This window comes from Streptomyces sp. NBC_00019, assembly GCF_045041015.1.
Lineage (GTDB): Bacteria > Actinomycetota > Actinomycetes > Streptomycetales > Streptomycetaceae > Streptomyces.
In genome coordinates this window covers 155391-169959 of the sequence record NZ_CP108303.1, presented here as the reverse complement: position 1 = coordinate 169959, position 14569 = coordinate 155391, and the positions used below count along the sequence as shown (strand labels likewise).

The following is a 14569-nucleotide window of genomic DNA, read 5'->3' as shown; positions in this document are numbered from 1 at the left end:
ACATGTCAATATCGTCACCGTCTTGACAGGTGACGAATGAAGGGGCAAGCTGACAGGCATGAACACCTACGAATACCCCCTCTTCCCGGGCCGTCTGGGCAAGGAGCAGGAGGCCCTCCAGGAGCTGCTCCGCCGGGTCAACTGCAACGACCGGCGGGAGCCGGACCGTCAGGTGGAGGAGTACACCCGCAAGACACGCCAACTGGCGGCCATCACCTTCCTCAGCGCCGTTCTGTGACCGCCGCGTCCGCGGTGAGGGAGAGGGCGAGCAGGGCGGTCGCCGTGAAGTCGTCCGCCGGTTCGACCGTCTGCCAGGCGGCCACGTCGTCGATGTAGCCGGCACCATGCCCGTCGAAGTCGGACCAACGGCGTCCGGAGGGCTCGGCGGAGCACGGACGCATGTTGTCGAACCACTCCAGGTCGCCCAACAGGTCCGCCTTGTTGGGGCCGTTGACCACGGCGCCCCGCAGGATGTCCCCCCGCCCGGTGCGGCTCATGGCGAGGTTCGCCACCTGGTGCTCCGGACAGTGCGGGTATGTCTCGCCCGCGCCGATCACGAAGCTGGTGCCCCAGGCGTTGGCACCGAAGACCCAGCCGCGCTGCCGGGAGGCGAAGGCGTCGTAACGATGGTCACCGGTGGCGCGCGCGTAGAGCCCGGCGGTGGCCACCAGGCCGAAGGTGCGCGGCACGGCGTCGAACTCGGTGAGGACGACCCCCGCGCCGAACGGGTCCCGCGCGGCCTGCCGTGTGCCCTGCGTCAGCTGCCGCCTGAGGTCCGCCTCGAGCGCGCTCCTCGTCTCCTCGTCCAGCCCGGGCGAGGACAGCAGATCCGCGTGGGCGAGGGCGCTGACGTCCGACACGTCCAGGGTGCCCTGCTCGTCGGAGCCTATGTACGAGCGAGCCCAGCCGACTGCCTCCCGCTGCCACCGCGCACTCCGCTCGTCACCCAACTCCCGTGCGGCACGCGTCAGTTCCACCGCCGCCCACTCCATGTCGTCCCGCCACGAGTCCTCCCGGTAGTAGCTCGCCGGGACGGTCGTGAACAGGCGCCCACGTGGGTCGGTGTCGGCCTGCGCGTACACCTCCGCCGCCTTGTCGAGCCACCGCCGCGCCGCCTCCGGGTCTTGCTCGGCCCGGGTCTGCGTGGCCAGCGCGAAGGCGGCGGCCACCCGGCCCGCCAGGTTGGGACTGACGGGATCGCCAGGGGTGTTGGCACGGAACACGGGGCGGTGCTTCACCAGGTGGTCCGGATCGCCCGGTCGTACGGACAGCGCGTCGTCCTCCTCCGGCAGGCGCCACACGTCATGGTCACCGCGCAGCCGCGCGTTGCCGCTGCCGAGGCCCACCTGGGCGTACAGCACACCGTCCGGGCCGTCCCACATCCGGTCCAGCCAGTCCAGTCCGTGGTCCGCCTCCGCGGGCAGCCCGGGCACCGCGGGTGTGTCGCGCACCGTGGTCAGCAGCTGCCCGACGACGTACGACGTGGTGTGCGTGAACTTGAGGAAGTCACCGGCGTCGAACCAGCCCCCGGATACGTCGACGGGCCCCGCGACTTCGGTCAGGGCCGTGGCGGCCATCCGCTCGCCGTCGGCCTCGTAGACCGGAGGAGCGTAGACGATGGCCCGCTCGTCGGTCAGGTGGGAGGCGGCGCGGCCGGTCTGCTCCGGCAGTACGTCGCCGCCGTCACGCTGGGTGCGGAAGAAGCGCACGCTGTCGGCGCGCAGCGGGTCCGTCAGCTGCCCGGCCGGGGCGACCCGGAAGCGGGGCGACTGTCCGTCCGCCGAGCCCGTCAGCCGCAGCCGGTAGGTGCCGGTCCGGCGGAGCGCCGACAGGTCGACAGTACGCACGGTGTCGTACGTGGCGTTCCAGGAACCGGTCGAGGGGCCGAGACCGCCGCGCAGGACGGTGCGCCCGCGCTCGTCGGCCACCGTGAAGCGGGCACCGGCCAGGGCATCGCCGGCTCCCATGACGTAGGCGTACTTCTTCTCACCGGTCGCATATCCGGCCTGGTTGACACGTATCTCCGCGCGCTCGTCGGCGTCCTGCGCCGAGCAGGAGACAAGGCCGCCCGCGGTCACGAGCGAGGCGACCGTGACCGCGGGAACGAACCGGGACAAGGGTTTCATGACGCACAGTGTGTCCTACGGGGCGCGAGGGGCCGGGCGGCCTGGCAGTCGTCCGACCGAGTAGCCGAAAGCGCTCCGGCGCCGATGACGCAGTCATTCGACGGATGTCTGCGCAATGTCGGTTCCCGGACGCTGAAGGGACACGCTCACGACGGACGAAAGGCAACCGCATGCCCACCTTCGCCGACCACGTCATCGCCTCGCTCAAGGCCTCCGGTGTGCGCCGTCTGTACGGCCTGCCCGGTGACTCCCTCAACGGTCTGACAGACTCCATACGCCGCGACGACGGCGTCGACTGGGTACATGTACGGCACGAGGAGAGCGCCGCCTTCGCGGCGGCGGCCGAGGCCGGGCTGACCGGAGAGCTCAACGTGTGCGTCGGCAGCTGCGGCCCGGGCAACCTGCACCTGATCAACGGGCTCTTCGACGCCCAGCGCAGCCGTGTGCCGGTGCTCGCCATCGCCGCCCAGATCCCCGGCAGCGAGATCGGCTCCGGCTACTTCCAGGAGACTCGCCCGCAGGAGCTGTTCGCCGACTGCAGCGTCTACGCGGAGGTCGTCACCAGCCCGGAGTCCGGGCCTCGCATCCTGGAGATGGCGATGCGGGCGGCCGTCGAACGCAGGGGAGTGGCGGTCGTGGTCGTACCCGGCGAGATCTTCCTCGCCAAGACCGGCCGGGATCTGGCCCCCACGGTCGTACGCCCGACCCGGACCGTCGCCCGCCCGGACGACGACGCCCTCGGCGAGGCCGCCGCGCTGCTGAACGACGGACAGCGGGTGACGATCCTGGCGGGCGCCGGCGCGGCCGGTGCCCACGACGACCTGGTCCGGCTCGCCGAGATCCTCAAGGCCCCGGTCGTGCACGCCCTGCGCGGCAAGGAGCATGTGGAGTACGACAACCCGTACGACGTCGGGCTCACCGGACTGCTCGGCTTCGCCTCCGGCTACAAGGCGATCGAGGAGGCGGACACCCTGCTCATGCTGGGCACCGACTTCCCCTACCGGCAGTTCTATCCGCGGGGCGCGAAGGTGATCCAGCTGGACATCCGCGGCGAGCAGATCGGCCGGCGCACCCATGTCGACCTGCCCCTGGTCGGCAGTGTCCGGGACACCCTGCCCGCGCTGCTGCCGCTGCTGAGCGTCAAGAAGGGACGCAAGCACCTCGACGAGGCGCTCGCCCACTACGCCCGCACCCGGAAGTCACTGGACGGGCTCGCCGTCAACGACCGCGAACGCACCCCGATCCACCCGCAGTTCGTGGCGCGCACCCTCGACCGGCTCGCGGACCCGGACGCGGTCTTCACCGTCGACGTCGGCTCCCCGGTGGTGTGGGCGGCCCGCTATCTGACTTTCAACGGGCGTCGGCGGCTGCTCGGTTCGTTCAACCACGGCTCCATGGCCTGCGCACTGCCGCTCGCCGTGGGCGCGCAGGCGGCGTACCCGGGACGTCAGGTGGTATCGCTGTCCGGCGACGGCGGGCTCACCATGCTGCTCGGCGAGCTGTTCACCCTCCGGCAGAACGGCCTGCCCGCCAAGATCGTCGTCTTCAACAACGGCTCGCTGAACTTCGTCGAGCTGGAGATGAAGGCGTCCGGCATCGTCAACTACGCGACCGAGCTGGACAATCCGCAGCTCGCCGAGGTCGCCGCCGCGATCGGGCTGTGGGCGCGTCGGGTCGAGCGGCCCGGCGACCTGGAGGACGCGCTGAAGGGGGCCTTCGCCCACGAGGGCCCGGCGCTGGTCGAGGTCATGACGGCACGCCAGGAGCTGTCCGTGCCGCCCGCGGTCACCGGGGAGCAGGCCAAGGGCTTCACCCTCTACGCGATCCGCACCATCCTGTCCGGCCGGGGCGAGGAACTGCTCGACCTGGTGACCACCAATGTCGCCCGCCGGATCCTGCACTGACCGGCCGAGGCCGGAACACATATCTCAGCGCGCGTTTGTGACGCACACCTGAAACACTTGCCCAAGGCAACCGAGCAAACCTCATGGTTGCCCTGAGCAATGACATGGGAGACACCTGTGGCCGAGAACGCTCCGTACGAGGAGCTGATGCGCCAGCTGAGCGCCGTCGGCTCCGTACGAAGGCAACTGGACCGGGCCCTGCCGAACGGCTCCTCCAGCGGATCCGCCATGGTGCTGGCGCTGCTCGCCCGCGACGGCGACATGCGCATCGGCAGGCTCGCGGAGCTGCTCGCCGTCGACATGTCGGTCACCAGCCGCCATGTCGCGCACCTGGCCGCACAGGGCTGGATCGACCGCAGCCCCGATCCCGCCGACCGACGCTCGCGCATCCTGCGTCTGACCCCCGAGGGCCGGACCCAGCTCGCCGAACTGTCCGACCGCGCCGCCCAGTTGCTCGCCCGGCGGCTGAGCGACTGGAGCGAGGCGGACGTCCGCCGGCTGGCCTGGCTCCTGTCCCGGCTCCGGGCCAGCTTCGACGACCCGTGGACCGCACCGGACGCGTACGCCGAGCCACCCGAGGACGCCGACGCCCACCCCTGCCGTACACCCGCTGTCACCACGTAAGGAAAGAAGCCCCATGACCACCACCCCAAGAGCAGGTGTGCGGGCACACGCCCACCACGCAGGAGCAGCCGCCCACGCACCGATGACACACGCGCAGATCATGCGCGCGCTGTCCGGACTGCTGCTCGGCCTCTTCGCCGCCATCCTGTCCTCGACCGTCGTCACCAACGCACTGCCGAGGATCATCGGCGATCTCGGCGGCGGTCAGAGCGCCTACACCTGGGTCGTCACCGCCTCGCTGCTGGCCGTCACCGCCTCCACACCCCTGTGGGGCAAGCTCGCGGACCAGTTCAGCAAGAAGATCCTGGTCCAGACCTCCCTGATCATCTACGCCGTCGGCTCCCTGGTGGCCGGTCTGGCGCAGAACCCCACGACGCTGATCAGCGCCCGTGTCATCCAAGGCCTGGGCGGTGGCGGGCTGTCCGCGCTGGCGCAGGTCGTGCTGGCCGCGATGATCTCCCCGCGTGAGCGCGGGCGCTACTCCGGCTATCTGGGCGCCACCTTCGCCGTCGCCACCGTCGGAGGCCCGCTGCTCGGCGGTGTCATCACCGACACCAGCTGGCTCGGCTGGCGCTGGTGTCTGTTCGTCGGCATCCCCTTCGCGCTCGTCGCGCTGGTCGTGCTCCAGCGGACGCTGGACCTGCCGGTGCTCAAGCGCCAGGTCAAGGTCGACTGGGCCGGCGCTTTCTTCGTCACCGCGGCCGTCTGCGCCCTGCTGATCTGGGTCACCTTCGCCGGCGACAAGTACGCCTGGCTGTCCTGGCAGACGTACACGCTGGTCGGCGCGTCGATCGTGCTGACGGCGGTCTTCCTGTTCGTCGAGACCAGGGCGAGCGAACCGATCATGCCGCTGCGGCTGTTCCGCAACCGCACCATCACCCTCGCCTCCGCCGCCTCGCTGTTCTCCGGTATCGCGCTGTTCGCGGGCACGGTCTTCTTCAGCCAGTACTTCCAGCTGGCACGCGGCGAATCCCCGACCAGGTCGGGCGTCATGACGATCCCGTTCATCGCGGGCCTGTTCGTCTCCTCCACCCTCTCCGGCCGGATCATCACCCGCACCGGCAGGTGGAAGGGCTGGCTGCTGGCGGGCGGTGTCCTGCTGACGGCGGGCCTGGCCCTGCTGGGCATGCTCCGCCACGACACCTCGTACCTGTTCATCGCGTTCTGCATGGTGCTGATGGGACTCGGCGTCGGCATGACGCTGCAGAACCTCGTGCTGTGCACACAGAACCAGGTGTCCCCGAGCGACCTGGGCGCCGCGTCCTCCACGGTGACCTTCTTCCGGTCCCTCGGCGGCGCGGTGGGCGTCTCGGTGCTCGGCTCGGTCCTCACCACCCGGATCGGCCACTACGCCCGCGAGACCATCACCCAGCTCGGCCCGCAGGACCGGGCGACGGCCGCCAAGGCCTCCGGCGGCGGCGAACTGCCCGACCTCGCCCTGCTGCCCGCCCCGGTACGCACCTGGCTGGAGGGCGCCTACGGCCACGGCATCGGCGACATCTTCCTGTACGTCGCCCCGGTCGCCCTACTCGCCTTCCTGGTGACGCTGTTCATCAAGGAGGTCCCGCTGCGCGCCTCCAGCGGCCTGGTCCAGGCGGCGCAGGCGGCCCGGACCGCGCAGGACGCCGAGGCCGTCGCCGGGGCGCCCGCCGGCATCCCGGTCCGCGGCCGCGTCCACGGCGTCGAGAGCGCGCCCGTACCGCGGGGCGCGGTCACACTGACCACCGTGGAGGGCCGCGTGCTGAACCGGTCGTCCGTCCGGCCCGACGGCACTTACACACTGGACGCCCCGGCCACCGGACCGTACGTCCTGATCACCTCCGCCGACGGCTACCAGCCGCAGACGTCCACGATCGTGGTGGAGGAGGAACCGGTCGTCCACGACGTTGTGCTGACGGTTCCCACCGCCTGACCGGTCAGGTCAGCGCGACGGGACGGACCCGACGACACCGACGGTCCGGGCGGACGGAGCCGACCGGTCCGGCGCCGGACGTCCGGGTCCGCGACCGTGCTCGACGGCGTACACCCGGACCACGGCGTGCAGCCGGTGGTGCCCGGGCAGATGCTCCGTCAGCAGCTGAGCGTCCGCCAGTTCGGCGAGCAGCAGCGCTGCCGTGTCCTCCGGCTCACCGCTCAGGTCCGCCGCGGCGGACCGGGAGAACTCCGCGTCCCCGCGGCGGGCGAGCAGTGCGAGCAGGTGCCGCGCCGGTGTGCTCAGCCGGTCGAAGGACCACGAGAACGCGTCCCGCAGCGCACCGTCGTACCGGTGGCCCAGCTCGCTCACCCCGCCCGGTCCGGTGGGCAGTTCGGCGGCCATCTGCGCCAGCGGGAAGGAACAGCGGGACACCGTGTGCGCCGCGACGGCCGCCAGCGCCTGGGGCAGTCGTCCGCATCCCGCCACGATGGCGTCGACGGCCTCCGGCTCCCGTCCGGCGCGCTCCGCCCCGACCCGGCTGACGAAGAGCGTGCGGGCGTCGGCCCGGCTCGGCAGCCCCAGCGACAGCAGACGGGCGCCGTGGCCGGCGACGAGTCCGGCCAGACAGGTCCTGCTGGTGACGACCACGCAGCTGCCCCCGTGGCCGGGAAGGAGGGGGCCGACGTCCTGGGCGCGGGACACGTTGTCCAGCACCACGAGGACCCGTCTGCCGCTCAGCAGGCTGCGGTACAGGCCCGTGCGCGCGGCGAGTTCCTCCGGTACACCGTTCCCGGGCACGCCCAGGGCGACCAGGAGCGCGTGCAGGGCCTCAGCGGGGCCCATCGCGGGACCGCCGCCCCCGAAGCCGCGCAGGTCCAGATAGAGCCGCCCGTCGGGGAAGCGGTCCGCCACACGGTGCGCCCACCGCACGGCCAGCGTCGTCTTGCCCACCCCGGACATGCCGTCGATCGCGACGAGGGCCGTGGTGTGCGGCTCTGCCGCGCTGTCCGCCAACAGGGCGTCCAGCCGCTCCAGTTCCTCCGCCCGACCGGTGAAGACCGGGAGCACGGGCGGAAGCTGGGAGGGACTCGTCCAGGAGCCCGCCATCTGTCCGGGCCGCCCGCCGGCGCCGGAACCCGGCGCCGGCAGCAGCCCGCGATCGTCCTCCAGGACGCGCTGGTGCACCTCGCGCAGACCGGGCCCGGGGTCGATGCCCAGTTCGTCGGCGAACAGCCGGCGCCCGGCGTCGTACGCCTCCAGCGCCTCGGTCCGCCGTCCGGACCGGTACAGCGCCAGCATGAACAGCTCGCGCAGCCGCTCCCGCAGCGGATGGCGGTCCATCAGGACGGACAGCTCGACGGCGGCCTCGCGATGCGCGCCGCAGGACACCTCCAGCGCCAGGCACTCCTCCAGGGCCGCCAGCCGCAGTTCCTCCAGCATGGCCCGTTGCCGGCCGGCGAACGGCGCGTCGACACCCTCCAGGGGCTCGCCGGACCACAGCGCGAGCCCCTGACGCAGCAGTGCCACCGCCCGCGGCACATCTCCCTCGGCCGCCAGGTTCCTGGCGCGGGACACACCGGCGCGGAACTCGTCCAGGTCGAGACGGACGGCCGACAGGGCGTAACCGCGTCCGGTGGTCTCGATGACCGAAGGGGCATGCGCGCCCAGGACGGCGCGCAGCCGCGACACATAGGTGCGGATCACGGCCGGTGCCGTGGGCGGTGCGACCGGACCCCACAGCGCGTCGACCAGGCTGTCCAACGAGGCCCGTCTGCCGTCACCGAGGAGCAGCGCCGCCAGCGTGGCGCGCTGCTGAGGCGACCCGAGGTCCACCTCCACGCCGTCGCACCGGGCGCTCACCCGCCCCAGCACGAAGAACCTCAGGCCGTCTCCCATCGAGTGTTCCCCTCGTGTCACCGCCGCCGACGGTCCACTGCGGCCGTCGGCATAGGTTCAAACGAGAGGCGGAACAGAAGCGTTCACACCGGGCTCGGTGACGGGTGTGCCCACCGCTCAGTGATGGGTGTGCCCACCGCCCATGTCCATGCCGGCCATGTTCGTACCGCCCATGTTCATGGACTGCATCATGTGGTGGAGGGTGAGCACGGACGGCGGCATGATCACCAGCGGCCGCATCATGCCCTCGTCCTCGTGGTCGAGGATGTGGCAGTGGTACATGAACCGGCCGCTGAGCGAGCCGTACCGTCCCAGTACCGTGACGGCCGTGTTCGTGGCGAGGGCGAAGGTGTCCTTCCAGCCGCTCTCCTCCGGCGCGACGGGTAGTGCGGCGCCCAGTTCGAGCGGCTTGGTGGTGCCGCCCAGGGCGAAGTCCATGCCGGCGGCGTCGATCGAACGCCGGTCCACGACCTGGAAGTTCATCAGGTGGATGTGCATGGGGTGCACGATCGGCGGGCCGCCGGCCGGTGTGAGGCTGAGGAACGTCCACTTCTCCCAGGCGCCGGAGGAGCCGAAGAAGGTGGTGGTGTCCTCGAAGGCCGTGCCCACCCGGCGCAACGTCTTCGTGCGGCCGGCGAGCTTGACCTGGACGACGCCGTCCCCCTGCTTCGCGGAGCCGTCGGTCTCCTGCATCTCCCACATCTGCGGCATGGTCCGGCTCTTGTCGAACGCGACCACCACGAAGCGTTCGACGGCTGCCTCGGGGGTGTCCGCGGTCGTCAGCCGCTTGAAGTCACGCGACAGCGTGGCGGGCGCCTTGTACGGCGACTTGGCGTGCCGTGCCACCCGGAACTGCATGACGTCGGGGAAGGGTATGTTCGCCGGCGGCACCGGCGCTCCGACGGGTGCGCCCGGCACCGTGTTGACCAGTTTCAGCCGTTTGCCGGCGAAGGCCGCGAAGTCGACCACGACGTCCGCGCGCTCCCCGGGATTGAGGGTCAGCGCCTCCTCGATCACCTGCGGCTTGCCGAGCAGGCCCAGGTCCGTGCCGATCAGCTTCATGGCGTTCGGCACCGCCTTGCCGGTCTCCTCGTCGACCACGACCAGCCGGTAGGCCCTGCTCAGCGCCGAGTTGACGATGCGCAAGCGGTAGGCGCGCGCCTGCACCGACAGATACGGCCACACCACGCCGTTGACCATGGTGTACGGGCCGAAGTAGGCGACGGCGGTGGGCAGTTCGCCCGGCACCGGCTTCCCCAGTGAGACGCGCTTGGCGAGGATGCGTCCGTCGAGCCGCCCCGCGGAGTCCGTGTCGAAGTTGACATCGGCCAGGGCCAGCGGGATCTCGTAGGCGCCGCGCGGAAGGTCCAGCCGCTCCTCCGCCTCGTCCCGGACGATGTAGTGCCCCATCAGCCCGGACAGCACGTTCAGCGCGGTGACCGGCATGGCGTGGTCGTGGTAGAAGAGGTGCGCCCCGGCCAGGTCGTTCGGGTATTCCGACAGCTGCGAACCCCCGTAGGTGACACCCGAGTCCGGGGCGCCGTCACTGGTCGCGTGCTGGTGCCCGCCATGCAGGTGTACGGAGGTGTAGGCGACGAGGTCGTCGACCTCGGGCCTGCCGATCGCCCCCTGGGAGCCCGGGTTGTTGAGCGGCTCAAGACCCGGTGCCGCACCGGCGGGCAGGGCCCAGACCGCCTTGACCGGGTGCGTGCCGCGCAGTCGGTTGGCCCAGGCGATGCGGGTGCGCCGGCCCCGCTCGACCTCGATGGTGGGGCCGGGGAAGTGGCCGTCGTAGGTCCACAGGGGCGTGGGAGGCATCTGGGAGTGCAGCCGAAGCGCCCTCTCCACCATCGGGATCTCCGTGGTGCCGTCCCTCTTGGGCCGCAGCGTGGGCGGGATGCGCAACGCGTCCTTGAAGGGGGTCAGCTTCGTCGTGGACGGCTGTGACACCCCGTCCAGGGGGCCGGACGCGGCTGTCGCCTCTTCGTCGCCGAGCAGGTTCGTCGTCGCGTAGAGCGCGGCTCCCGCCGTCGCGGCGCCTGCCATGCCGAGAAACGTCCGTCGACTTCTGTGCTTCACGTACTTTCCTCTGTTGCAAGAGTGTGTGACAAGCGGGTCGGATGCCCACGTGTCGACTCAGCCTAGGAGGCACGGATATACGACGTGCAGACACACCTTGCGCATGTGTGCACACGTATCAAGTTGGCCGACTTGCGCCCTTGTGTGTCCACTGAGACACATGATTGTTTTGCGGCGGAAGAACCTTCTGCCTGACTGGTCGGCTTTGATGCCTACCGTCCGAAAGGACATGTGATGATCGATCGCCGCTCTCTTCTCCGTACCAGCGGTGCCGCGGCGGCTGGCGCGCTCGGCGCGGCCGCTCTGTCGTCGACCGCCGCGGCCGCGGACTCCGATCCGACCGCAGGCGTCACCCGCACCCTGCTCCAGGAGCACCCCTCGCCCGCCGAGGGCTGGGAGGCCGTGCAGACACTCGTGCAGATTCCCCGGCACAAGGAGTCGGGCCGGCACAGTCACCCCGGCATCGAGGTCGGATACATCATCCGCGGCGACGTCCTGATGGAGTTCGACGACAGGCCGCCGCTCCGGCTGTGCACGGGTGACCCGTTCTTCATCCCGAACGGTGTCATCCACAACGCCCGCAACGTCGGCACCGTGACCACGATGATGCTCTCCACCTACGTGGTCGACGAGACGAAGCCCCTGGTGACCACCTACTAGGGCGCCGCCTCAGTCCAGGACCTTGAGGGCCGTGGACACGGCCGACTCCAGGAACGGCCGGTCCGCGCGTGCGCTGCCCATGACATGCAGGCCCTGGATGAACGTGGTCAGGAAGCGGGCCAGTTCCACCGGACTGTGTGCGGCGCTCAGGTCGCCCCGCTCACGAGCACGTTCCAACACCCCGGTCAGCACGGACTCCACGGCGGCCATGGTCGACCTCACCTGTTCGACCGTGCTGTCGTGGGCGGCGCGCTCTGTCGCCGCGTTGACCAGCAGACAGCCGCGCTCGGGGTCGCTCACGTCGGCCGCGGCCAGCGTGAGCAGTACCCTGCGCAGCGCCGTACGCACGTCGGGGGCGACATCCATCTGCTTCTCGAGATCCGCGACCAGGCCCTCGCAGTAGCGCTGCAGAGCCTGTGCGTACAGATCGTCCTTGGAACCGAACGCCGCGTACAGGCTGCCACTGCCGATTCCGAGCCGGGCCGTCAGCTGAGGCAGCGGCGTGGCGCCGTACCCCTGCCTCCAGAACAGTTCCATGGCCCTTTCCAGTGCCAGATCGGTGTCGAACGCACGAGGACGTGCCATACCGTGGGCCTCTTTCCCGGAGTCTTCGGCGCGTGCCGGTCAGGGCACGGCTCCCACCTTGGCGGCACACCCGTCCGGAGGCATGAGTCGACTGACTGCACTGCCGGCATGTGCGCATCGTGGCCGTCGGGTGCCCGCTGCCCGGAGCAGCCCATGGGTGACCAAATGCTTATGCTCGGGCGCATGCCTGGCGGATGTTCTCCGGCTAGCCTCGACGGCATCGACAGCAACGGTCCGAGGATAAACATGCAGCTGCACTTGAACTACCCCCTGGAGCCCGACAGTGCGCCTCTCCACGCAGCTGCCATCGTCGAGGTCGCGGCCGACATCAGTGATGCCGAGCTGGACTACAGTCCCGGGAGCATCGGCGTGGTGGAGGACATAGTCGACGGTTTCCGGACCGACGGTGCCACCGGTCAGGAGATGGCCGACTCCCTCGTCGCCTTCGGCTGCTACGTCGGCGAGATACTGACGCGTCACGCAGGCGGGGCCTGGCGCTACATGCAGGACTCCCCGCACGTCGTCCCCCTGGTCGTGGCGCTCCCCGATGCCCGGGAGTGCCACCCGATCGACTGGGTCTTCCGCCGCCTCGAGCACGGACCTGACGTCAGCATCTGCGGTCTGTACGCCGAGGTCGCCCCGGAAGGCGGTCCCGCCGCGACGAGTACACACGGCTGAGACCCGTCGTGAGCCCGGCCGACCTCGCAGTGACCCATGAATACGCAGTCCGCCGTTAAAATGTCCGTTATATTTTTCAGCGTCGGGCGTACGACCGCTGTCGTGCACCGGCGCTTGGGTGAGACACATCCGGGCCGGAGCAATCCTCCGTGCCGTTCGGATCGGTCCTTCGCGAACGCACCTCGTCTGGTGGACACACCCGTTGCTGGCTGGAGGGGTCTCGGGGAGGGCACAAGGTGAGTGCACATGTGTGGTCGGACGGCAGGTCCCTGGTCGGCCGTGAGCACGAACAGGAGCTGGTGGCCGCACTGCCGGCGGGCCACGCAGCTATCAGGGACGTCACGCCGAGGGCATGGAACACGGGCTCAGAAGCCTGGCGATCGCCCGGACGCTCGGCCGGCCGTACGAAATCGCACGCTCCATCGCCATCGTGGGCTGGTTCCATGCCGTGCTCGGCGACCACCAGGAAGCGCTCGCCTGGTGCGAGGAGGCGCTGCCCCTGCTGGCGGCGACCGGGAACCGTCACGACGTGGCCGGAGTACGGGGCAACATCGGCTACATCAGACAGCGCCTGGGCGATGTCGCGTCCGCGATCGAGGACTACCGGCAGTCGCTGCGGCTCTACGAGGAGCTTCTCGACGAGTACAAGCAGGCCGAGTTGCTCAATGACCTGGCATCAGCCCAGCTGGAACTGGGAGATGCCGAACAGACGCGGGCGAACTGGAACCGGTCCGCCGACCTCTTCGACGCCCTGCGCGTCGCCCGCGCCGCGGAGATGCGCGCCAAGGCGGAGTCCCTGCCACAGCCGAAGAGCCGCCTCGCCGATTGAGATGACCGCGATGTGTGTGAACCCGATGGGGGTGCCGGACCGTTTCCAGGTGGGAGGCACCTGTACTCGCACACGCTCGGGTGACAGGTGAGGGCACGTCACATCCCTTGTCGAGAAGGAGTGTGGCAGTGCCGTGCCGGCAGGCTGGACATGCCCCCGAGTTCCGATTGCCGGCACGCTCCTTCGACGGTCCTGCCTCCGCACCCTGCCGTCCGGGGGCAGGACCGCATCCCTTCCGTGATCCGGCGCCGACACCACGCGCCGCCTCCCGGTGTTCCCGGTGTGCCTCGCAGGAGCCCTGGTGAACTCCGGTGGCGAGAAGTTAGGATCACACCTTTCCAAGGGGGGGCGACCATGGCTGTGCTCAAGGGTCCTGTTCTGCTGGTTCACGGGTTCTACCACGGCGCCTGGTGCTGGAGTGAGGTGTCGTTCGAGCTCGCCGCGCGAGGCGTGGCGTCGGTGGCCGTCGACATGCCGGGTCACGGTCTGAAGGCCAGACGGCCGGCCGCGAGCACCCGACGTCCTCATGTCCCGTCCGACTTCGCGTCCGAGAAGTCCCCGGTCGCGGACGTCGGCCTCGACACGGCGGCCACGCTGCTCGCCGAGCAGGCCCGGCGGACGGGCCGCGGCGAACCCGTCACCGCGGTCGCCCACAGCATGGGCGGCGCCGCGCTGACCCTGGCCGCCGAACGCCACCCCGAGCTCTTCGCGCGACTGGTCTACGTGACCGCGTACATGCCGGCCTCCGACATCCCCTGCATCACCTACCCGTCGCTGCCGGAGGCCGAAGGGCAGCAGTCGCTGGGTCTGCTCGCCGCCGATCCCGCCGTGGTCGGCGCACTGCGTGTCGACACCACGGACGACGACCTCCGGCCCGCCATCCGCAGCGCGTTCTACGGCGGTGTCGACCAGGACATCGCGGACGCGGCGATCGCCCTCCTCGGCTGCGAGTCACCGACCGCGATGGCCACACAGCCGGTCACCCTCACCGCGCAGCGCTGGGGATCGATCCCGCGCACCTATGTGCTGTGCACCCAGGACAACACCATCCCCGTGGCACTCCAGCGCCTGTTCGTCACCCAGGCCGACCACGCCTTCCCGCAGAACAGGACCCATGTGGTCACGCTGGAGTCCGCACACTCACCGTTCCTGTCGATGCCCGACCGGTTGGCCGAGGTCGTCGCCGGGCTCGTCTGAACCAAGGCTCACCCCTCACACGTATCGACGCGTGACGTCCATGGCGTGGTTGGCCAGCTGTCCAAACCCGCCATCG

The 14569-nt window shown here is 70.3% G+C and carries 12 protein-coding genes; 8 read left to right on the top strand and 4 right to left on the bottom strand.

Annotation, left to right across the window (positions count from 1 at the left end; genetic code table 11):
* The first annotated feature begins 58 nt into the window (after window positions 1-58).
* Complete coding sequence (locus tag OHU89_RS53465; protein WP_331737530.1) at window positions 59-238, top strand: hypothetical protein; 180 nt, start codon at window positions 59-61, stop codon at window positions 236-238.
* Here the strand turns inward: OHU89_RS53465 and OHU89_RS53460 are convergent.
* Complete coding sequence (locus OHU89_RS53460; protein ID WP_331737528.1) at window positions 222-2126, bottom strand: glycoside hydrolase family 9 protein; 1905 nt, start codon at window positions 2124-2126, stop codon at window positions 222-224. The genes OHU89_RS53465 and OHU89_RS53460 overlap by 17 nt on opposite strands.
* 170 nt (window positions 2127-2296) lie before the next feature.
* Here OHU89_RS53460 and poxB point away from each other — a divergent pair, with 170 nt between their 5' ends.
* The 3 genes from poxB to OHU89_RS53445 all read left to right on the top strand — a co-directional run bounded on the left by poxB (window position 2297) and on the right by OHU89_RS53445 (window position 6566).
* Window positions 2297-4030: a ubiquinone-dependent pyruvate dehydrogenase gene (poxB, locus tag OHU89_RS53455; RefSeq protein WP_331737526.1), complete on the top strand. Its 1734-nt coding sequence runs from the start codon at window positions 2297-2299 to the stop codon at window positions 4028-4030.
* A gap of 117 nt (window positions 4031-4147) precedes the next feature.
* Complete coding sequence (locus OHU89_RS53450; protein ID WP_331737523.1) at window positions 4148-4654, top strand: MarR family transcriptional regulator; 507 nt, start codon at window positions 4148-4150, stop codon at window positions 4652-4654.
* A gap of 13 nt (window positions 4655-4667) precedes the next feature.
* Window positions 4668-6566, top strand: a complete 1899-nt coding sequence (locus tag OHU89_RS53445) for an MFS transporter (protein ID WP_331737520.1) — start codon at window positions 4668-4670, stop codon at window positions 6564-6566.
* Window positions 6567-6575: 9 nt separating this feature from the next.
* Here the strand turns inward: OHU89_RS53445 and OHU89_RS53440 are convergent, their stop codons facing one another.
* Complete coding sequence (locus OHU89_RS53440; RefSeq protein ID WP_331737519.1) at window positions 6576-8465, bottom strand: BTAD domain-containing putative transcriptional regulator; 1890 nt, start codon at window positions 8463-8465, stop codon at window positions 6576-6578.
* Window positions 8466-8582: 117 nt separating this feature from the next.
* A complete protein-coding gene (locus tag OHU89_RS53435; RefSeq protein ID WP_331737517.1) occupies window positions 8583-10511 on the bottom strand; it encodes a multicopper oxidase domain-containing protein in 1929 nt (642 codons plus the stop codon).
* 267 nt (window positions 10512-10778) lie between these two features.
* Here OHU89_RS53435 and OHU89_RS53430 point away from each other — a divergent pair, with 267 nt between their 5' ends.
* A complete protein-coding gene (locus OHU89_RS53430; RefSeq protein WP_331737515.1) occupies window positions 10779-11204 on the top strand; it encodes a cupin domain-containing protein in 426 nt (141 codons plus the stop codon).
* 9 nt (window positions 11205-11213) lie between these two features.
* Here the strand turns inward: OHU89_RS53430 and OHU89_RS53425 are convergent, their stop codons facing one another.
* Window positions 11214-11789 carry a TetR/AcrR family transcriptional regulator gene (locus tag OHU89_RS53425; protein WP_331737513.1) on the bottom strand — a complete coding sequence of 192 codons (576 nt, stop codon included), beginning with the start codon at window positions 11787-11789 and terminating at the stop codon, window positions 11214-11216.
* A 246-nt stretch (window positions 11790-12035) separates the two neighbouring features.
* On the opposite strand from OHU89_RS53425, the gene OHU89_RS53420 reads away from it, so the two are divergent.
* The 3 genes from OHU89_RS53420 (at window position 12036) to OHU89_RS53410 (ending at window position 14493) form a co-directional block, all read left to right on the top strand.
* Window positions 12036-12467, top strand: coding sequence for a DUF3806 domain-containing protein (locus OHU89_RS53420; RefSeq protein ID WP_405655240.1), 432 nt, complete (start codon window positions 12036-12038; stop codon window positions 12465-12467).
* 352 nt (window positions 12468-12819) lie between these two features.
* The gene (locus OHU89_RS53415; RefSeq protein WP_331737511.1) at window positions 12820-13296 is read left to right on the top strand and encodes a tetratricopeptide repeat protein; all 477 of its coding nucleotides are present in this window, start codon (window positions 12820-12822) and stop codon (window positions 13294-13296) included.
* Window positions 13297-13650: 354 nt separating this feature from the next.
* The gene (locus OHU89_RS53410; RefSeq protein WP_331737510.1) at window positions 13651-14493 is read left to right on the top strand and encodes an alpha/beta fold hydrolase; all 843 of its coding nucleotides are present in this window, start codon (window positions 13651-13653) and stop codon (window positions 14491-14493) included.
* Window positions 14494-14569: the final 76 nt, after the last annotated feature.